18 protein-coding genes and 1 pseudogene are annotated in these 19,387 nt (G+C 71.4%); 5 read left to right on the forward strand and 14 right to left on the reverse strand.

Going from position 1 to position 19,387, the window contains the following annotated elements; all coding sequences use genetic code 11:
- Position 1: 1 nt before the first annotated feature.
- The 4 genes from miv_RS03175 (at position 2) to miv_RS03190 (ending at position 3,068) form a co-directional block, all read left to right on the forward strand.
- Positions 2 to 295 (forward strand): hypothetical protein, encoded by a 294-nt coding sequence (locus miv_RS03175; RefSeq protein WP_048425792.1) that lies wholly within the window; start codon positions 2 to 4, stop codon positions 293 to 295.
- Positions 292 to 1,347, forward strand: coding sequence for a CobW family GTP-binding protein (locus miv_RS03180; RefSeq protein WP_207181392.1), 1,056 nt, complete (start codon positions 292 to 294; stop codon positions 1,345 to 1,347). The genes miv_RS03175 and miv_RS03180 overlap by 4 nt, the downstream gene beginning before the upstream one ends.
- Before the next feature lie 50 nt (positions 1,348 to 1,397).
- Positions 1,398 to 1,712 carry a hypothetical protein gene (locus miv_RS03185; RefSeq protein ID WP_207181393.1) on the forward strand — a complete coding sequence of 105 codons (315 nt, stop codon included), beginning with the start codon at positions 1,398 to 1,400 and terminating at the stop codon, positions 1,710 to 1,712.
- A gap of 141 nt (positions 1,713 to 1,853) precedes the next feature.
- Positions 1,854 to 3,068 carry an MFS transporter gene (locus tag miv_RS03190; RefSeq protein ID WP_244748841.1) on the forward strand — a complete coding sequence of 405 codons (1,215 nt, stop codon included), beginning with the start codon at positions 1,854 to 1,856 and terminating at the stop codon, positions 3,066 to 3,068.
- 13 nt (positions 3,069 to 3,081) lie between these two features.
- Here miv_RS03190 and miv_RS03195 read toward each other — a convergent pair whose 3' ends face one another.
- From miv_RS03195 to miv_RS03260, 14 genes and pseudogenes are all read right to left on the reverse strand, one after another.
- Positions 3,082 to 3,924: an alpha/beta hydrolase gene (locus tag miv_RS03195; RefSeq protein ID WP_207181395.1), complete on the reverse strand. Its 843-nt coding sequence runs from the start codon at positions 3,922 to 3,924 to the stop codon at positions 3,082 to 3,084.
- On the reverse strand, positions 3,924 to 4,367 hold the full coding sequence (locus miv_RS03200) for a RidA family protein (protein WP_048425796.1): 444 nt from the start codon (positions 4,365 to 4,367) through the stop codon (positions 3,924 to 3,926). Before miv_RS03200 ends, miv_RS03195 begins: the two co-directional genes overlap by 1 nt.
- Before the next feature lie 343 nt (positions 4,368 to 4,710).
- Positions 4,711 to 6,282, reverse strand: coding sequence for an AMP-binding protein (locus miv_RS03205; RefSeq protein ID WP_244749024.1), 1,572 nt, complete (start codon positions 6,280 to 6,282; stop codon positions 4,711 to 4,713).
- A gap of 153 nt (positions 6,283 to 6,435) precedes the next feature.
- Entirely contained in the window at positions 6,436 to 7,581 is a 1,146-nt protein-coding gene (locus miv_RS03210; protein ID WP_207181397.1) for an acyl-CoA dehydrogenase family protein, read from the reverse strand.
- 193 nt (positions 7,582 to 7,774) lie between these two features.
- Positions 7,775 to 8,608 (reverse strand): enoyl-CoA hydratase family protein, encoded by an 834-nt coding sequence (locus miv_RS03215; protein ID WP_207183371.1) that lies wholly within the window; start codon positions 8,606 to 8,608, stop codon positions 7,775 to 7,777.
- A 258-nt stretch (positions 8,609 to 8,866) separates the two neighbouring features.
- Positions 8,867 to 9,184: pseudogene (locus tag miv_RS33885) on the reverse strand (hypothetical protein); the annotation flags it as partial.
- Positions 9,115 to 9,882 carry an SDR family NAD(P)-dependent oxidoreductase gene (locus miv_RS03225; RefSeq protein WP_207181398.1) on the reverse strand — a complete coding sequence of 256 codons (768 nt, stop codon included), beginning with the start codon at positions 9,880 to 9,882 and terminating at the stop codon, positions 9,115 to 9,117. The gene miv_RS03225 and the pseudogene miv_RS33885, both read right to left, overlap by 70 nt.
- Before the next feature lie 287 nt (positions 9,883 to 10,169).
- Entirely contained in the window at positions 10,170 to 11,426 is a 1,257-nt protein-coding gene (locus tag miv_RS03230) for a flavin-dependent oxidoreductase (protein WP_207181399.1), read from the reverse strand.
- A gap of 4 nt (positions 11,427 to 11,430) precedes the next feature.
- A complete protein-coding gene (locus miv_RS03235; RefSeq protein WP_048442117.1) occupies positions 11,431 to 11,889 on the reverse strand; it encodes a cupin domain-containing protein in 459 nt (152 codons plus the stop codon).
- A 24-nt stretch (positions 11,890 to 11,913) separates the two neighbouring features.
- Positions 11,914 to 12,609, reverse strand: a complete 696-nt coding sequence (locus miv_RS03240; protein WP_207181400.1) for an ABC transporter ATP-binding protein — start codon at positions 12,607 to 12,609, stop codon at positions 11,914 to 11,916.
- A complete protein-coding gene (locus miv_RS03245) occupies positions 12,609 to 13,361 on the reverse strand; it encodes an ABC transporter ATP-binding protein (protein ID WP_207181401.1) in 753 nt (250 codons plus the stop codon). The genes miv_RS03240 and miv_RS03245 overlap by 1 nt, the downstream gene beginning before the upstream one ends.
- Positions 13,358 to 14,347, reverse strand: a complete 990-nt coding sequence (locus tag miv_RS03250; protein WP_207181403.1) for a branched-chain amino acid ABC transporter permease — start codon at positions 14,345 to 14,347, stop codon at positions 13,358 to 13,360. Before miv_RS03250 ends, miv_RS03245 begins: the two co-directional genes overlap by 4 nt.
- Complete coding sequence (locus miv_RS03255; RefSeq protein WP_207181405.1) at positions 14,344 to 15,267, reverse strand: branched-chain amino acid ABC transporter permease; 924 nt, start codon at positions 15,265 to 15,267, stop codon at positions 14,344 to 14,346. Before miv_RS03255 ends, miv_RS03250 begins: the two co-directional genes overlap by 4 nt.
- Before the next feature lie 26 nt (positions 15,268 to 15,293).
- Positions 15,294 to 16,493, reverse strand: a complete 1,200-nt coding sequence (locus tag miv_RS03260) for an ABC transporter substrate-binding protein (RefSeq protein WP_207181407.1) — start codon at positions 16,491 to 16,493, stop codon at positions 15,294 to 15,296.
- A gap of 389 nt (positions 16,494 to 16,882) precedes the next feature.
- Between miv_RS03260 and miv_RS03265 the strand changes: the two genes are divergently transcribed.
- The gene (locus miv_RS03265) at positions 16,883 to 19,249 is read left to right on the forward strand and encodes an oxidoreductase (RefSeq protein WP_207181409.1); all 2,367 of its coding nucleotides are present in this window, start codon (positions 16,883 to 16,885) and stop codon (positions 19,247 to 19,249) included.
- Positions 19,250 to 19,387 lie beyond the last annotated feature (138 nt).

A 19,387-nucleotide genomic window follows, 5' to 3' on the forward strand; every position in this document is an offset into this window, starting at 1 on the left:
GATGTGCGGCCTGTGCGGCGCCTTCGGGGCGCCCGGTCATTGGAGCGACGGGGTGGCCCGGCCGGGCCCGGCCCAGGCCGGGCGGCGGGCCCGGGCGGAGGCCGCCAACCGGGTGCTCGGCCTCTACGGCCTGCGCCTCGCGGCCTGGGCCGACCGCTACACGCTGTCGGGCCGCACGGGGCGAACCGCGATGGTCGACCATCTCGGCGCGCTCTGGCCGGCGGCGGAGCGCCTGACCGGCCGCGCCTGCGACCCCCTCGATCCCGCGATCATCGCCGCCCTGGAGGCGCGGTGACGCCCGGCTCGGCACCTTCTCCCGGCGCGACGCCCGTCACCCTGCTCACCGGCTTCCTCGGCGCCGGCAAGACCGCGTTGCTGGGGCGCCTGCTGCGCTGGCCGGCGCTACGCGACACCGCGGTCCTGATCAACGAGTTCGGAGAGGTCGGGCTCGACCACCTGCTGGTCGAGCCGCTCGAGGGCGAGGTGGCGCTCCTGCGCGGCGGCTGCGTCTGCTGCAGCATCCGCGGCGACCTGAAGGCGGCGCTCGTCGACCTGCACGACCGGCGCCGGCGCGGCCTGGTGCCGGATTTCCGCCGGGTGGTGATCGAGACGACGGGCCTCGCCGATCCGGGTCCGGCGGTCGCCACCCTGGTGGCCGACCCGGTCCTGCGCCACGCCTTCACGACCGCCGCCATCGTCACGGTGGTCGATGCGGTGAACGGCGCCCATACCCTCGACACCCACGAGGAGGCGGTACGGCAGGCGGCCTGCGCCGACCGGCTGATCCTGTCGAAGACCGACCTCGCCCCGCCGGCGGCCGTCGCCGCCCTCAGGGCGCGGCTCGCCGCCCTCAACCCGCTCGCGCCGGTCACCGACCTCACCCTCGACGACGCGCCGGAAGCGGCCCTTCTCACCGACGACCCGACCGGTCCTGCGAATGCCCGGCGCTGGCTCTGCGCCGAGGTGCCGGCGGAATCCCACGGCCCGGTCGGAGCGGTGACGATCGAGAGCGGGCCGGTGGACTGGACCCGGTTCGGGCTGTGGCTCGGCATGCTGCTCAACCGCCACGGCGCCCGGATCCTGCGGCTCAAGGGGCTGGTGGCGGTCGAGGGCGTCGCGACGCCGGTGGTGATCCAGGGCGTCCAGCACCTCGTCCATCCGCCCCGTCACCTGGCCGAGTGGCCCGAGGGCGGGGCCCGCACCCAGCTGGTGCTGATCGGGCACGACCTCGACGGCGCCCTGCTGCGCCGCTCCTACGGCGCCTTTACCGGCGCGACGCCTCTTGCCGCCTCGCCGGGCGTCCCGGAGGCGCACGCCGCCGCTGCGCCGCCGGCAGCCGATCGTTAACCCTGCGGGTCCTACACCTCCGCTCTGTCCGGCCGTCGGGAGGGTGAGGCGTGAACGCACTGGTGCCGAAGGAACTCGCCGCGAAGCTGAGCGCCCTGCCGCGCCGCCCCTGCGCGCTGGGCGAGGCCGGGCACGAGCCGCACAAGCCGGTCTTCGCCGAGATCCTCGACCGGTCCGGCCACGGCACCGGCCATTTCGTCCGCCTGCCGCAGAGCATGGTGGAGATGATCACCCGCGAGGCCAAGGTGCCCGAGCCGGTGCAGGAACCGGCCAAGGCGCCGGCCAGCGAGCCGGAGGCCGCCGCACCGGCGGCCAAGCCCCGCCGCAAGCCCGCCGGCAAGCGCGCGCCCGTCAAGGCGGATTGATCGGGACCGGGCTTGCGCCGCTGAATCCCCGCCCGTGGCGCTCCGCATCGGTGCGGGGTTGCAAACTTGCCGGTCCTCAGCCGTGCTCCGGGACGGTATGACCCCTCTCAACGCGCGTCACGCGCGAGGGGAGGAAGGCCGGTGCGGACCATCGAACGGGAGCCGGGCGCCGCTGCCGCGCGGCCGGGGAGGGCGGGATTCCACCCGGTCCTGATCGGTCTCGGGCTGATGCTGGTGGCCTTCAACCTGCGGCCCGCCCTGTCGAGCGTCGGCCCGCTCCTGCCGGGCATCCGGGCCGAGACCGGCCTCTCGGGTGCGCTCGCCGGGGCCCTCGTCACCGTGCCGGTCCTGTGCCTCGGCATATTCGGCCGCCTGGCGCCGCTCCTGGTGCGGCGCGTCGGGCCGGATGCCGGGGTGCTGGCGGCGCTCCTCGTCCTGGCGCTCGGCCTCGGCGTGCGCGGCCTCGGTGGCCTGCCGCTGCTCTTTCTCGGCTCGGTGATCGCCGCGGCGGCGATCGGGATCGTCGGCGTCATCCTGCCGGGCATCGTCAAGCGCGATTTCTCCGACCGGGCCGGCCTGATGACCGGGCTCTACACCGCGCTCCTCTGCCTCGGCGCCGCCGCCGGGGCGGGCTTCACCGTGCCGGTGCGCCATGCCCTCGGCCTCGGCTGGGAGGGCGCCCTGATGCTCTGGGCCGCCCCCGCCCTCGTCGCCGCGGCGGCCTGGCTGCCCTTCGCCCGCAATCGCGAAAAACCCGCCAGGGGGGCGGCGCGGCCGAGCGGGGCGCTGTGGCGCGATCCCCTGGCCTGGCAGGTCACCGCCTTCATGGGCCTCCAATCCTCGCTCGCCTACATCGTGTTCGGCTGGCTGCCCGCGGCCCTGGTCGACCGGGGCTTCGACATCGTGACGGCCGGCCTCGTCGCCTCGGTCTCCGCGCTGGCGCAGGGCGTGCTCGCCCTCGTAGTACCGACGCTGGCGGCGCGCCGGCCGGATCAGCGGCCCTGGGTGGTGCTGGTCGTCAGCCTGCCGCTCGTCGGCTTCATCGGGCTCCTGGTCGGTCCGCTGCTGCTGGCCTGGGGCTTCGCGCTGCTGCTCGGCCTCGGTCTCGGCGGCTGCTTCGGCCTCGCCCTCACGCTGATCGTGCTGCGGGCCGGCGATCCCCGGGCCGCGGCGGAGCTCTCCGCCATGGCGCAGGGCGTCGGCTATTGCGGAGCGGCGCTCGGTCCGTTCCTGGTCGGGATCGCCCATGAGTGGAGCGGCGGCTGGGGACTGCCGGCGGCGCTCTACGGGGTCTTGTGCCTCTCGGCCGGAAGCTTCGGCCTGCTGGCGGCCCGCAACCGGACGGTGCGGATCTGAAGAGGGGGCGGCCTCAGCCGCCCGCCAGCGCCCGCGTCAGAGGACTGCCCGGATCGGCCAGGTCCTCGACGACGCCGAGGTGGTGACGCCCCGGGATCTCGAACGCCTCGGTTCGCGCCCCGAGCCCGTGCCAGATCGTCGGCAGCAGCAGGTTCTGGCGCAGGAACTCCGGCAGCTCGTCGGCGCCCGCGACCGCGATCAGGTGCGTGCCCGAGCGCGGCTCGCGCAGGGCCGGGCTCTCGGCCCGGGCCTCCTCGGGATCGAGGCGCAGGGTCTCGTTCATGGCCGTGGCGAGCAGCGGGCGCAGATCGTGGACGCCGCTGATCGACACCACCCGGTCGATCCGCCCGGCGCAGGCGAGGGCGACGTCGGTGCAGAGCATCCGGCTGACGAGGTGCCCGCCCGCGGAATGCCCGGCGAGGCGGATCGGCCCCGCCACCTCGGCGCTCGCCCGGTCGAGGAAGGCGGCGATCTCGGTCGTGATGTCGGCGATGCGGGCCTCGGGGCAGAGCGTGTAGCTCGGTACCGCGACGGCGTAGCCGTGGGCGAGCGGCCCGGCGGCGAGGTGCGACCAGACCGAGCGGTCGAAGGCCTTCCAGTAGCCGCCATGGACGAACACCGCGAGGCCGGCGGGCACGCCCTCGGGCAGGAAGAGGTCGTAGGCGTGGCGCGGGCCCGACCCGTAGGACAGGCCCAGGCGAGCGCGCCCTTGCGCGACGAGGCCTTCGCGGAACGCCGCAGCCGCCGCGATCCAGCGCGGCGGATAGGTCTTGGCGCCCGCGATGGCGCCGAGATTGTCGTAGGCGCGGTCGCTGTCGCCGAGCGCCCCGCCCGTGACCCAGGAGACGGGCTGCATCAGGCGGCGTCCGGCACGATCGCGGTCGCCTCGATCTCGACCAATGCGCCCGGCTCGACGAGGTCCGCGACGCCGACCAGCGCCATGGCGGGGAAGTTGCGGCCCATCACCCGGCGGTAGACCGGCCCGAGTTCGGCGAGCGACGCCCGGTAGGTGTCGACGCTGCGCACGTACCAGGTCAGCCGCGCGACGTGCTCCGGCCCGCCCCCGGCCTCGGCCAGCACGGCGAGGATGTTGCGGAGAATCTGCTCGACCTGGGGAATGAAGCCCTCGGCCAGCACCTCGTTCTCGTCCCAGCCGATCAGGCCCCCGGTCATCACCACGGTGCCGCGGCCGGCCATGCCGTTGGCGTAGCCCTTCGGCTTCTTCCAGCCCGGGGGCTGGAGGGTGGTGAGCGCAGGCGCCTCCGTCGCGGGGCGGAGCGGGATCGGGCTGGCGGTCATCTGGTCTCTCCCTGGGCGGCTTGTGGATCGCTGAAGTTGTGATGGGCATTCCCCTCTCCTCCCTGTCATCCAGGGTCGTCCGGGGAAATGAAGAAGCGCGGGTTTCTCCTCTCCCCGCGGGCGGGGAGAGGCCTGAGCTCCGAAGGGGCTCGGGGAGCGGTGAACCGCAGGTTCGCCGCGAGGGTGAGGGGGTGTTGCCGGAGGAGTCTCACTTGTCGAGGCCCCCTCACCCTCGCTCCGGCTTCGCCTGCGCTTGCTGCGTCTCCTGGACGGAGACACAGCCCTCTCCCCGCCCGCGGGGAGAGGGGAGACCGGCGCGTCGTCCCCAAAGAATAATCGAAACCTAGGAGGCTGCGGCCTCCACCTCGGCCTGCCGGCGCAGGGCGAAGCGTTGCAGCTTGCCGGATTCGGTCTTGGGCAAGGCGGACACGTAATGCACCGCCCGCGGGTACTTGTAGGGCGCGAGGTCCTGCTTGACGTGCTCTTGCAGCGCCTTGGTCAGGGCGTCGTCGCCGGTGAAGCCCGGATCCAGCACGATGTAGGCCGCGACGATGCGGCCGCGCTCGGGGCAGGGCGCGGCGACGACGCCGACCTCCGCCACCGCCGGATGGGCGAGCAGGCTCGCCTCCACCTCGGGGCCGGCGATGTTGTAGCCGGCCGAGACGATCATGTCGTCGTTGCGGGCCTGGAACCAGAAATAGCCGTCCGCGTCCTGCAGGTAGGTGTCGCCGGTGACGTTCCAGCCGTCCTGCACGTAGACGACCTGGCGCTCGTCGGCGAGGTAGCGGCAGCCGATCGGCCCGCGCACCGCGAGCCGCCCCGGCATTCCGGGCGGGCAGGGTTTCCCCTCCGCATCGATCACCCTGGCCTCGTAGCCCGGCACCGGCCGCCCCGTCGCGCCGGGGCGGATCTCGTCCTCCGGCGAGGCGATGAAGATGTGCAGCATCTCGGTCGCGCCGATGCCGTCCATCAGCTTGAGGCCGGTCGCCTTCGCCCAGGCATGCCAGGTCGGCGCCGGCAGGGTCTCGCCGGCCGAGACGCACTTGCGCAAGGACGACAGGTCGTGCTGGCCGATCAGGCCGAGCATCGCCCGGTAGGCGGTGGGCGCCGTGAACAGCACGGTCGCGCGGTATCGCGCGATCGCCGCCGCGAGATCGGCCGGGCCCGCCTTCTCGAGCAGCACCGCCCGGGCGCCGACCCGGAAGGGAAACAGCACCAGCCCGCCGAGTCCGAAGGTGAAGGCCAGCGGCGGCGAGCCGATGAACACGTCGTCCTCATTCGCCCGCAGCACCTCGCGGCCGTAGGCGTCGCAGATCACCAGGAGGTCGCGGTGGTAGTGGATCGTCGCCTTGGGCAGGCCGGTGGTGCCGGAGGTGAAGCCGAGCAGGCACGGATCGTCGGCCCGGGTGAGGGGCGGCTCGAACCGGTCGGAGGCGTCGCGCAGCAGGTCGCCGAGCTCGCCCCCGGCGGTGCCGCGCCAGGTGACGACCCGCACCGGTTCGGCGCGCCCGTCCACGGCCTTCGCCATCTCGTCGATCAGGCCGGCATCGCAGAGGGCGAGCGGGATCCGCGCCTTGTCGAGGATCTGGGTCAGTTCGCGCGCCCGCAGGAGCGGCATGGTCGCCACCACGATCCCGCCCGCCTTGATGATCGCGAGGTAGAGCGCGACCTTGGTCGGGTTGTTGGCCGAGCGCAGCAGCACCCGCCCGCCCGGGACGAGGCCGAGCCGGTCGACCAGCACGTTCGCCATCCGGTCGATCCGGCGCGCCAGTTCGGCATAGGTCCAGGTCACGTCCGGCCCGACGAGGGCCACCCGCTCGCCGCGCCCCTCTGCGACGTGCCGGTCCACCAGTTCGACCGTGGCGTTCAGGTGCTCGGGATAGCCGAGCCGGTCGAGGTTGACGAAGTCCGGCATCCGGTCCGGCGGGGGCAGGTTGTCCCGCACGAAGGTGTCCGGCCGCCGGGCCCACGGGCTGCCGCCCGGGCGGGGAGCATCCCCGGCGACGGCTTCGGGATACGCGATGGGACGAGTTTGCGGCACGGCAGCCTCCATCGGACGAACCTCCTCTCAGGCGAGAATTTGGCGGGCGATGACGAGCTTCTGGACCTCGGTGGCGCCCTCGTAGATCCGCAGCGCCCGGATCTCGCGGTAGAGCGTCTCCGGCACCGAGCCGGAGCGGACGCCCTCGCCGCCATGGAGCTGCACCGCCCGGTCGATCACCTCCTGGGCTGCTTCCGTCGCCACCATCTTGGCCATCGCGGCCTCGCGGGTGATGCGCGGCGCGCCGGAATCCCGGGTCCAGGCGGCGCGGTAGACGTGGAGCGCCGCCGTATCGATCGCCGTCGCCATCTCGGCGAGGCTGGTCTGGGTCAGCTGCATCGCGGCGAGCGGCGCCCCGAACAGCCTGCGGTTCTGCGCGCGGTGCAAGGAGGCATCGAGGGCGCGACGGGCGAAGCCGAGGGCCGCGGCGCCGACGGTGGCGCGAAACACGTCGAGCGTCGCCATCGCGACCTTGAAGCCCGCTCCCGCCTCGCCGATGCGGTTTCCCGCCGGCACCCGGCAATCCTCGAAAAGCAGCCGGGCGAGCGGGTGGGGCGCGATGGTGTCGAGCCGTTCCGCGATCCCCAGCCCGGGCGTGTCGGCCGGGACCAGATAGGCCGAGAGGCCGCGGGCGCCGGGCGCCTCGCCGCTGCGGGCGAAGACCACGTACTGATCGGCGATGCCTCCATTCGAGATCCAGGTCTTTTCGCCGTCGAGCCGCACCGTGCCGTCGGGCATCGGCACCGCCGCGAGCGCGATCTGGGCGACGTCGGAGCCGGCTTCCGGCTCGGTCAGCGCGAAGGCGGCGATGCGGCGGCCCGCCCGCACCCCGGGCAGCACCGCCTCGCGCTGGGCCGGCGTGCCGGCGAGCGTCAGCGCCCCGGTGCCGAGGCCTTGCATGGCGAAGGCGAAATCGGCCAGCCCATCATGGCGGGCGAAGGTCTCGCGCAGGAGGCAGAGCGCGCGGACATCGAACACCCCGTCCTCGGGGGCGGCGAAGCGCAGGAACCCCGCCTCGCCGAGGGCCGCGACGAGGCGCCGGCACGAGCCGTCGACGTCGTGGTGGTCGACGAGATCGGGCACCGTGCGGGCGGCCCAGGCATCGGCCTCCGCCGCGAGGTCGCGGTGGCGGGGCTCGAAGAAGGGCCAGTCGAGGAAGGTCCGGTCGGGCATGTCAGGGCCTCCCCACTTGGTTCATCCTACCCTCGACCTCATCCTGAGGTGTCAGTCGATCGAAGATCGACTGACCTCGAAGGAGGGCTCCAGGGGCCACGGCGATGTCTGGAGCCCTCCTTCGAGGCTCCCTGCGGTCGCACCTCAGGATGAGGTCGAGGGTGGGAGAGATCGGGATACCGATGACCATCGCTCAATCCCCCTCGAAGACCGGCTTGGTCTTGCCCGCGAAGGCCTCGAAGGCGCGGCGGAAATCCTGGGTCTTCATGCAGAGCGCCTGGGCCATCGCCTCGGCGTCGATGGCGGCATCCACCCCCATCGCCCATTCCATGTGCAGCATCCGCTTGGTCAGGCCGTTGGCGTAGGCCGGGCCCTGCGTGAGCGCGCGGGCGGTTTCGCGGGCCGTGCTCAGGGCCTCGCCCGCCGGGACCAGGCGGTTGAAGAAGCCCCAGCGCTCGCCCTCCTCGGCGCTCATGAAGCGACCGGTATAGAGAAGCTCCGAGGCCCGGCCCTGGCCGATGATCCGGGGCAGGATCGCGCAGGCGCCCATGTCGCAGCCGGCGAGCCCCACCTTGTTGAACAGGAACGCCACCTTGGCGCCGGTGCCCGCCACCCGCAGGTCGGAGGCCATGGCGATGATGGCGCCCGCGCCCGCGCAGACGCCCTCGACCGCGGCCACGACCGGCTGCGGGCAGGCCCGCATCTCCTTGACGAGGTCGCCGGTCATGGTCGTGAAGGCGTGGAGATCGGCGGCGCCCATCGTGGTCAGCGGCTCGATGATCTCGAACACGTCGCCGCCGCTGGAGAAGTTGCCGCCGGCCCCCGTGATGACGATGGCGGTCACGCTCTCCTCGAAGCGGAGCGCCCGGAAGGTGTCGCGCAGCTCCGCGTAGCTCTCGAAGGTGAGCGGGTTCTTCTTCTCCGGCCGGTTCAAGGTCACGGTCGCGATGCCGCCCTCGATCGCGAAGCCGAAATGCTGCGGCGTGAAGCCCGCGAGCGGGGCCGCGATGGCGTTCTGGCGCCTCATGGTGCCTCCCTGACGTTTCTGCTTGGGTTTTGCTGGGGCCCCGCCCGGCCGCACCGAGGCCTTGAGGGCGGAGAGCTGGGTCGAGAGGGCTTCCTGCTCGGCGGGCCCGAGGGCGCCGACGAGTTCGGCGATCCAGTCGGCATGGGCCCGGGCCATCTCGGCGAAGACGGCGCGGCCCTGGCGCGTGAGCCGCACCTGCACCGCCCGGCGGTCGGTCTCCGAGACCTGCCGGTCGATCAGCTCCTCCTGCGCCAGCCGCTCGACGAGGCCGGTGACGTTGCCGTTCGACACCATCATCCGGCGCGACAATTCCCCGAGCTGGATGCCGTCCGGGGCGCGTTCGAGCTGCGCTAGCAGGTCGAAGCGGGGGAGCGTGGTGTCGAAGCGGTCGCGCAGGCGCCGGCGGATCTCCGCCTCGATGGTGTTGGCGGTGGTGAGCAGGCGCAGCCACAGCCGCAACTCGGTGCGGTGGGCGGGGATCTCGGCGGAGAGGTCCGGTGCGGCGGTCACAGCTCGCCTCCCGCCACCGCGACGGCCTGGCCGGTGACCGCCCCGGCGCCCGCTCCCGCCAGCCACAGCACCGCGTCGGCCACCTCCTCCGGGCGGACCAGCCGGCTCATCGGGTTGTGGCGGGTGAACTCGGTCAGCAGGGCGGCGCGGTCGCGGCCGGTCTTCGCCTCCAGCCCGTCGATGGCCGTGCCGACGAGATCGGTATCGGTGAAGCCGGGGCAGACTGCGTTCACGGTGATGCCGGTGGCGGCGAGTTCGAGCGCCAGCGCCCGGGTGAGACCCACCACCGCGTGCTTGGCGGCGCAATAGGCCCCGACATAGGCGTAGCCCTTGAGCCCGGCGGTGGAGGCGACCGAGACGATCCGGCCCCCACCCGCCGCCTTCATGCCCGGCACCACGGCGCGGGCGGCGACCAGCACCGGTTCGACGTTCAGCGCCATCATCCGCCGCAGGGTGTCGACGTCGCTGCGGGCGAGCGGCGCGGTCTCGGCGCCGCCGGCATTGTTGACCAGCACCGCGACCGGGCCGGCCTGCTCGGCAGCATGGGTCAGGGCGCGCTCAAGGGCCGCCGCATCGGTCACGTCGGCCGCGACCGCGTGGGCCGCCCCGAGTTCGGCCTTCGCCCGCTCGGCGCTCGAAGGCGTGCGGCCGAGCACGGTCACCCGCTCCCCCGCCGCCACGAACCCGGCCGCGATCGCCCGCCCGATGCCGCGGGCGGCGCCGGTGACGAGGACGTGGCGGGGAAAGGGAGAGGTGTGGGGCATGGATATTTCAACCTTAAAGGAATTGGGCGTGGGTACCCACGAATGAGGATCTTCCGGGAGACTGCTGGGCGCGGGATCCCCTCTCCCGTGTGGGAGAGGGGTAGGGGTGAGGGTGGCGCGGTTCCGAACATCGCTCGACTGTCGAGCTGCCAGCACCGCGCTCAGTCGTTCACACTGAAGCGTGTCACCCTCACCCCCGGCCCCTCTCCCACACGGGAGAGGGGGGATCCTCGCGCCTTTTCCTTATTCCGGAGAGCCTTCGCCGCCCGCGGAACAAAACGTTTGATCTACACCGCCACCCGCAGCGGACTCACGTTCCCGGCCACCGCGAACCCGGCCTTGCCGGCATAGCCCCCGACGATCGCCTGGCGCTCGGCATGGCTCAGCACGTCCTCGACCCGGGCGAACCCGGCCGGTGCCCGCTTCTCGACCTCGTCGATCACCCGCTCCGGCCCGCCCTTGCGGTTGAGCATCACGATCTCGGCGGTCTTCGGCCGGCGCTCGGCCTCATACGTATGGAGCGCCTGCATCGGGTGCTCGGCGCTCGCCAGCGCGTCGCCGAGCGCCCGCGCGTCGAGGATCGCCTGCGAGGCGCCGTTCGAGCCGACCGGGTACATCGGATGGGCGGCGTCGCCCAGAAGCGTCACCCGGCCGTGGCTCCAGCGCGGCAGCGGATCGCGGTCGCACATCGGGTATTCGAAGATCTGCGGCGTCGCCTCGACGAGCGCGGCGAGGTCGAAGCCCGGCAGGGCGAAGCGCCGTGCGTAGGGCAGCACCTGCGAGCGGTGGGCGGGCCGCGACCAGCTCTCCTTGGGCGGCGGCGAGACCTGCCCGTCCGCCATCTTCACGAACACCACCCAGTTCATCAGCTGGCGGCCGCCCTCGGCCTCGGCGATCGGGTAAAGGACGCATTTCGCCCCCATGCCGCCGCCGATCGCCATGGTGCGGCCGTCGCCCCAGGGCGCCCATTCGGTGGCGCCGCGCCACATCAGCACCCCGTCCCAGCGCGGCGGGCCCTCGTCGGGGAAGAATTTTTTACGCACCACCGAGTGGATGCCGTCGCAGGCGATCAGCACGTCGGCTCTGATCGTCCGGCCGGCATCGCCCCGGAGCGCATCGGTGAAGTGCGCGGTGACCCCGCCCTCGTCCTGGAGGAAGCCGGAGAGCGCCAGCCCGGTCTGCACCGCGTCCGGCCCCAGTCGCTCGCGCACCGCCTCGTACAGAACCGCCTGCAGGCGCCCGCGATGGATCGAGAATTGCGGTACCGGATGGCCGGCCTCGATCCCCCGCGGCTCGCGCCAGACCTCCTGGCCCTGGCGGTTGAAATAGGCCAGTTCCTTGGTGCGGATCGCCACCCGGTCGAGGGCCGGCAGCAGGTCGAGCTCGGCCAGTTCCCGGATCGCGTGCGGCAGGGTGTTGATGCCGACCCCGACCTCGCGCACCTCGGAGGCCTGTTCGACGATCGTGGCGCGGATGCCGCGCCGGTGGAGCATCAGGGCGGTGGCAAGCCCGCCGATCCCGGCGCCGACGATCAGGACGCGCATCGCCTCACTCCGCGTCCGGGGGCGGCAGGAAGTCGACCTCGTGCTTGGCCGAGATCGCCACCACATCGGCGGGGTTCGCCTGGGGTCCCAGATTGTGCAGGGCCCAGAACAGGTCGTAGAGGCGGCGGGCCGGCGAGACCCAGAAGAAACACTTCACGTCGGCGTCCGAACGGTTGAACAGCCCGTGCGGCTGGCCCCGCGGCAGCCGGATCGTGTCGCCCGGCTCGGCCACGCTCTCCTGTCCGTCGAGCACGGCGGTGAGCCGGCCTTGCAGGATGTACAGGAACTCGTCCTGCGTCGGGTGGATGTGCGGCGGCACGAAGGTGCCCGGCGGGAAGGTGGCGTGCCAGGACAGCGAGCTCTCGGAGAGCTGCTTGGGGACGTAGATCTGCCCGAGGATGTTCCAGCGGACGCCCTCGATGCCCTCACCGGCGCGGGTGATGCCTGCGGTCATGGGGGTCATGGGCCTACTCCTTCGACGGATGTTTCACACATGAAGGAACCGATCCTTCACCTCCGGCGCCTCGCGGAGCGCCGCACTCGTGCCGGTCCAGACCACGCGGCCCTTCTCGATCACCACGTGCCGGTCGGCGAAGCGGGCCAGCGCATCGACGTTCTTGTCGATCACCAGGATCGCCTCGCCCTCGTCCTTGATCGCCTGCAGGCAGGCCCAGATCTCCTCGCGGATCAGCGGGGCCAGCCCCTCGGTGGCCTCGTCGAGGACGACGAGGCGCGGGTTGGTCATGAGCGCCCGGCCGATCGCCAGCATCTGCTGCTCGCCGCCCGAGAGCTGGTCGCCGCCGTTGCGCCGCCGCTCCTTGAGGCGCGGGAACAGGCGGTAGACCGCCTCCAAAGTCCACTTGGCGCCGCGCCCGCCGCGATGGGTGGCGACCAGGTTCTCCTCGACCGAGAGCGTCGGAAAAACCTGGCGGCCCTCCGGCACCAGCCCGAGGCCGCGCCGCGCGACGAGGTGGGACGGGCGCCCGGCCATGTCCTCGCCGTCGATCAGGATGCGGCCGGCCCGGGGCTTCAGGAGGCCGAAGATCGACTTCACCGTGGTGGTCTTGCCCATGCCGTTGCGGCCGAGCAGCGTCACCACCTCGCCCTTGGCGACCGAGAGGTCGATCCCGAACAGGATGCGGGAATCGCCGTAGGCGCTCTCCAGACCCTCGACGGTGAGCATCAGGCCGCCTCCTCCTCGCCGAGATAGGCGGCGCGCACCGCCGGATCGGAGCGGACCACGGACGGCGCGCCGCTCGCGATGACGCGGCCGTACACGAGCACGCTCATCCGGTCGGCCAGCGCGAACACCGCCTCCATGTCGTGCTCGATCAGGACGATCGTGTGGGTGGATTTCAGCTCGCGCATCAGCCCGACCAGGATCGCCGATTCCTCCGGGCCGGTGCCGGCCAGCGGCTCGTCGAGGAGGAGCAGGCGGGCCTTCGTCGCGAGCGCGACCGCCAGTTCGAGCTGGCGCTTCTCGCCATGCGACAGGCTGCCGGCCCGCCGCGCGGCGCGGTCGGCGAGGCCGACGCGGCCGAGGGCATCCATCGCCTCGGCGTTGAGCCGGGTCTCGCTCGCGGCGGGGCGGAAGAAGCGGAAGCTTGAGCCGGCGCGGGCCTGGACCGCGAGCGCGACGTTCTCCAGCACCGAGAACCCGTCGAGGATCGAGGTGATCTGGAACGAGCGGGCCAGCCCCCGCCGCACCCGCGCCACCATCGGGAGCGCCGTCACGTCCTCGCCGGCGAGATGGACCGTGCCGGAATCGCTCGGCAGGCTGCCCGACAGCTGGTGGATCAGCGTGGTCTTGCCGGCGCCGTTCGGGCCGATGATCGCGTGCAACTCGCCCGGAGCCACGTCGAGGCTGACGTCGTCCGTCACCTTCAGGGCGCCGTAAGATTTTCGCAGATTCCGAACGGAGAGGAGCGGGGTCACGCGCGCCTCCCGATCTTCGCCGCCAGCCCCGCGAGGCCGCCGCGGGAGAGGAGCACGACGGCGACCAGCATCACCCCGAGGCCGAGGCGCCAATGGTCGGAGTAATGCGCCAGCACCTCTTCGAGGGCGATGAGCGCGGCGGCGCCGACCACCGGCCCGACCAGCGTGCCCATGCCGCCGAGCACGACCATGACGATCAGCTCGCCCGAGCGCTGCCAGCTCATATAGGCCGGCGAGACGAACTCGGCCTGGTTGGCGAGCAGCACCCCGGCGAGGCCCGCGACGGCGCCCGCCATCACGTAGGCGGTGAGCCGGTAGGGCAGGGGCGAGAAGCCGATCGCCTGCATCCTCACCGCGTTGTCGCGGCTGCCGCGGAGCACCCGGCCGAAGCGCGAGGCGACGACGCGGCGGAGTGCCAGCAGCGCCACAGCCAGCACCGCGAGCACCAGATAGAACAGGGCCGGATCGCCCTCGATCAGCCGCATCCCGAACAGGGTCGAGCGGCCGGACAGCGGCAAGCCGTCGTCGCCGCCGTAGGGCGCGAGCGAGACCATGAAGAAATACGCCATCTGCCCGAAGGCCAGCGTGATCATGATGAAGTAGACGCCGCGGGTGCGAAGCGAGATCGCCCCGGTGACGAGGGCAAAGAGCGCGCACGTCACCGCCGCCACCGGCGCCTGCACCGCGAGGTCACGGATGCCGTGAGCGTCGAGGATGCCGACCGCGTAGGCCCCCAAACCGATGAAGGTGGCGTGGCCGAACGACACCATCGCGCCGTAGCCGAGCACGAGGTCGAGGGAGAGGGCGGCGAGCCCGAAGATCATCATCCGGGTCGCGGTGACGACCAGGAAAGGCAGGCCGGCGGCTTCCGCGGCGACCGGCAGGGCGGCGAGAGCCGCCAGGACCAGCCCGGCCAAAGCCGTGCCGGGGAGCGCGGCCCGGCGGCGGGGCGGCGCGGCCGCCATGCGGGCGACGAGGGTGCTCATCGGGACCCCCGCGCCGGGAACAGGCCGGAGGGCCGGAAGAACAGCACGGCGGCCATCAGGATGTAGATCAGCATCGGGGCGAGCGTCCGCCCGGTCTGCGAGGCGGCGGAGGCATCCATCACGCTGCGCAGCAGGATCGGCCCGAAGGTGCGCCCGAGCTGGTCGGCGAGGCCGACGAGGAGCCCGGCGACGAAGGCGCCCCGCACCGAGCCGACGCCGCCGATGACGATGACCACGAAGGTCAGGATCAGCACCGAATCGCCCATGCCGGGATCGACCGACAGGATCGGCGCCACCATCGCGCCGGCAAAGCCCGCCAGCATCGCGCCGAGGCCGAACACCACCAGAAAGAGCCGCCGGATGTCGATACCCAGCGCCGCCACCATCGGGCCGTTGCTGGCGCCGGCCCGCAGCCGCATGCCGAGCCGGGTGTGGTTGACGAGGAGGTGGAGGCCCAACGCCGTGGCGAGGCCGGCGGCGATGATCGCGACCCGGTAGAGCGGGTAATGCAGGGTGCCGACGAGCCGGACCGAGCCCGACAGGGCGTCCGGCACCGGCACGCTCATCGGGGCTGCGCCCCAGACGATGCGCACGCCCTCGTTGAGGATCAGGATCAGCCCGAAGGTGGCGAGCACCTGGTCGAGATGGTCGCGCCCGTAGAGGTGGCGCACCACCAGGAACTCGAGGGCGAGGCCGAAGAGGAGCGTTGCCGGCAAAGCCAGCAGCAGGCCGAGGCCGAAGCTGCCGGTGGCGGCGGTGAACGTCGCCGCCAGGTAGGCGCCGATCATGTAGAGCGCGCCGTGGGCGAGGTTGATGAGGTCCATCACCCCGAAGATCAGCGTCAGCCCCGCCGCCACCAGGAACAGCAGGATGCCGAGCTGGACGCCGTTCAGCGCCTGGATCAGGAACAGGTTGAGCATCGGCCCGGCACCATTTTACCCATCGATCACTTCATCTTGCAATCGGCAGCGTAATTGTCCTGATAATTCGAAAATATCTTTTCGGCGATCTGAGTCTCGTACTTGCCGTCCGGGCGCTTGGCGGCCTTGACGAGGTAGAAATCCTGGATCGGGTAGTGGTTGTTGCCGATCTTGAAGTTGCCGCGCAGGGAGGGGAACTCGGCGGCCTTGAGACCGGCGCGCAGGGAGTCCTTGTCCTTGAGGTCGCCCTTGGCGCGCTTGACCGCGGCGTCGATCATCAGGGCGGCGTCGTAGGCCTGCATGGCGTAGGTGCCGGGCACGCTGCCGTACTTCTTCTCGTAGGCCGCGACGAAGGCCTTGGATTGCGGGTTGTCGAGGTCCGGCGCCCAGTTGGCGCCGCCATAATACCCGACCGCCGCGTCCTTCTGGGCCGGCAGGGTGCTCTCGTCGACCGTGAAGGCGGAGAGGAACGGGATCGTGCTCAAGCCCGCCTGGCGGTACTGGCGCACCAGGTTGACGCCCATGCCGCCGGGCATGAAGGCGAAGACTGCGTCGGGCTGGGCCGCCGAGATCTGGGCGAGCTCGGCCGAGAAATCGAGCTGGCCGAGCGGGGTGAACATCTCGTTCACCACCTCGCCCTTGTAGGAATGCTTGAAGCCGGCGAGCGAATCCTTGCCCGCCTGGTAGTTCGGCGCGAGCAGGACGAGGCGCTTGTAGCCCTTGTTCTGGGCGTACTTGCCCAGAACCTCGTGGACCTGATCGTTCTGGTAGGAGGAGACGAACAGGTTCGGGTTGCACTCCGCCCCGGCATAGTTCGACGTGCCGGCATTGGGCGAGATCAGGAAGGCGCCGCCATCGGTCACCGGGCGCACCACCGCGCGCAGCACGTTGGAGAAGGTCGGGCCGACCACGAAATCGACCCGGTCGCGCTTGACCAGCTCCCGCGCCTTGTTGGTCGCGACATCGGGTTTGAGCTCGTCGTCGACCGTCACCACCTCCACGTCGAGACCGCCGAGCTTCTTGCCGAGGGTGTCCAGCGCCAGCAGGAACCCGTCGCGGCCCTGCTCGCCGAGCACCGCGGAGGGCCCCGAGAGGGTGAACATCAGCCCGACCCGGACCTTTCCGGATCCTTCCCCTTGGCCCTGCGCGGCGGCGGGTCCGGCCAGCACCGTGGCGCAGAGAAGCGCGGTCGCGAGGCGGCTGGCGGTGGTCCGGATCAGCGTCATTCCGTGTGTCCCCTTCTGGTCGAGAGCATCGTCGGCACTTGTCCGGTGCGCCGCGGCCGAAGTCGAGTCGGCGCGGGAGACGAAAGCGGCGCGTCTTTCGTCGGATCCCGAGCCGTCTCACCTGAAATACTTTACGCATGAAATATCGCCTGACAACCGCCCTCGGCGATTTTTCTGCCATGCCGCATTTGTGTGCAATGCAACGAGCACTATGCTGAAAAGAAAGACGTTTCGATCGCTGCATCGCAGCATTCGAACCGACTAACGCGGTCGGGTATCGGGTCGTCGAAGGCTGGCCCGATCCCGGGCCGCACACCCTCTTGCGTCGCGATATTTCAAGTATAAAGTTTCTATGCCGGCGAGCCCGCCGCCACGAGAAGGAGCCCTCCATGCGCGTCACGGTGATCGGCGGCGGACCCGGCGGGCTCTACTGCGCGCTCCTGACCAAGAAGCGCCGGCCCGGCTGGCAGGTCGAGGTCTACGAGCAGAACCGGGCCGACGACACGTTCGGCTTCGGCGTCGTTTTCTCCGACGAGACCCTGCACGAGTTCCTGTCGCGCGATCCGCGCTCGTTCTCCCGGATCCGGGACGCCTTCTCGTACTGGGACGACGTCGCGATCCACAAGGAGGGCCGGGTCATGCGCTGCGGCGGCAACGGCTTTGCCGGGGTGAGCCGGATGCGCCTGCTCCAGATCCTGCAGGAGCGCTGCCGCGAGGAGGGGGTGGAGCTGCATTTCGGCGAGAGCGTCCCGCCCGACCGGCTCAAGGAACGCTTCCCCGATTCCGACGTCATCGTCGCCTGCGACGGCATCAACTCGCGCATCCGCGAGCATTTTCGCGATGCGTTCCGGCCAGAGGTGGAGATCAAGTCCAACCGCTTCTGCTGGATGGGCTCGACCCGGCCGATGGACGAGTTCAACTATTTCTTCCGCGAGACGCCGCACGGCATCGTCTGTGCCCATACCTACCAGTACGAGCCCGGCCGCTCGACCTGGGTGTTCGAGATGGACGAGGCCTGCTGGCAGGGCCACGGTTTCACCGAGGCCGACGAGGAGGGCGCGCGCCGGGTCCTCGAGGAGATGTACGAAGAGGAATTGCAGGGCCACGGCCTGCTCCTCAACCGCTCGACCTGGCGCCGCTTCCCGCGGATCTTCTGCCACGCGTGGTCGCACGACAACATCGTGCTCTTGGGCGACGCCAAGGCCTCGGCGCATTTCTCGATCGGCTCGGGCACCAAGCTCGCCATGGAATGCGCCATCGCGCTCTCGGACGCGCTCGTGGACAAGGCCGAGGCGGACGTTCAGGCGGCGTTTGCGGCCTATGACCGGGCGCGGCGCACCCCGTGCCAGGTCGTCCAGCACAATGCCGACGTGTCGCTGGCCTGGTTCGAGCACATGAACCGCTCCTGGGACATGGATGCGGAGCAGTTCTCCATGGTGGTGATGTGCCGGGCGAAGTCCGTCACCTACGACAACCTGGTGGTGCGCGATCCCGCCTACGTCGCGGCCGTCGACGACGCGTTCTACGCCCGGCTCCAGGCCGAGACCGGCGAGGATTACCGGACGAGCCGGCCGACGCCGATGTTCACGCCCCTGCGCTTGCGCGAGATGCGGATCCCGAACCGGGTCGCGATGGCGCCGATGGCGCAGTACTCGGCCGACGAGGACGGCAACCTCACCGACTGGCACTTCGTCCACTACACCTCGCACGCGCTCGGCGGGCCCGGCCTGCTCTTCACCGAGATGACCTGCCCGTCGGCGGAGGCCCGCATCACCCCCGGCTGCCCGGGCCTGTGGACCGACGCGCACGAGGCGCAATGGGCCCGCATCGTCGCTTTCGTCCACGCCCATTCCGACACCAGAATCGTGATGCAGCTGGGCCATGCCGGCCGCAAAGGCTCGACGCAGGTCGGCTGGGAGCGGATGGACCACCCGCTGCCCGCGGGCAACTGGCCGATCGTCTCGGCCTCGGCCCTTCCCTACCTCGACGGCGTGAGCCAGGTGCCGCACGCCCTCGACCGGGCCGGGATGGACCGGGTGCGCGACGAGTTCGTCCAGGCGACCGAGCGGGCGGCGCGGGCCGGCTTCGACATGCTGGAGCTGCACTGCGCCCACGGCTACCTGATGGCCTCGTTCCTCTCGCCGCTGACCAACACCCGCACCGACGCCTATGGCGGGTCGATCGAGAACCGCCTGCGCTTCCCGCTCGAGGTGTTTTCGGCGATGCGGGCCGCGTGGCCGGCGGAGCGGCCGATGTCGGTGCGCATCTCCGCCACCGACTGGGCCGAGGGCGGCATGACTGAGGCCGACACGGTGGCGGTGGCCGCGGCCCTGCACGAAGCGGGCTGCGACCTCGTCGACGTCTCGGCCGGCCAGACGGTCGCCGAGCAGCGCCCGGTCTACGGCCGGATGTTCCAGGTCCAGTTCGCCGACGCGATCCGCAACCGCGCCGGCAACCGCGCCCCGATGGCCGTGATGGCGGTCGGCGCGATCACGGAAGCCGGGCAGGTCAACACCATCCTGCACACCCGCCGGGCCGACATCGTGGCGCTCGGCCGGCCGCACCTGTGGAACCCGAATTTCTGCCGCCAGGCCGCGGCCTGGTACGACGCCCGCACCCAATCCTGGCCGAAGCCCTACCGGCCGGGCCGCGACCAGGCCCATCGCGAATTGCCCAAGGCGCGCGAGCAGGAGATCGCCCTGCGCCGCAAGGCGCGGCCGCGGCCGCACCAGGCGGGGCAGGCGGCGGCGGAGTAGTCCGCCGCGCGAGGATCGCGCCGCCCCTACGGCCATCGGCGGCGGCGCTGCCGATCTTTTCGACGTCGTGACGCTTTGTGCGCCAACAACAGATCGATTCATCAAGGCATAACAAGTCCGCCTCTATGAAGTCTGGCG

This window comes from Methylobacterium indicum (assembly GCF_017347565.1).
In the GTDB taxonomy this organism is placed as follows: Bacteria; Pseudomonadota; Alphaproteobacteria; order Rhizobiales; family Beijerinckiaceae; genus Methylobacterium; species Methylobacterium indicum.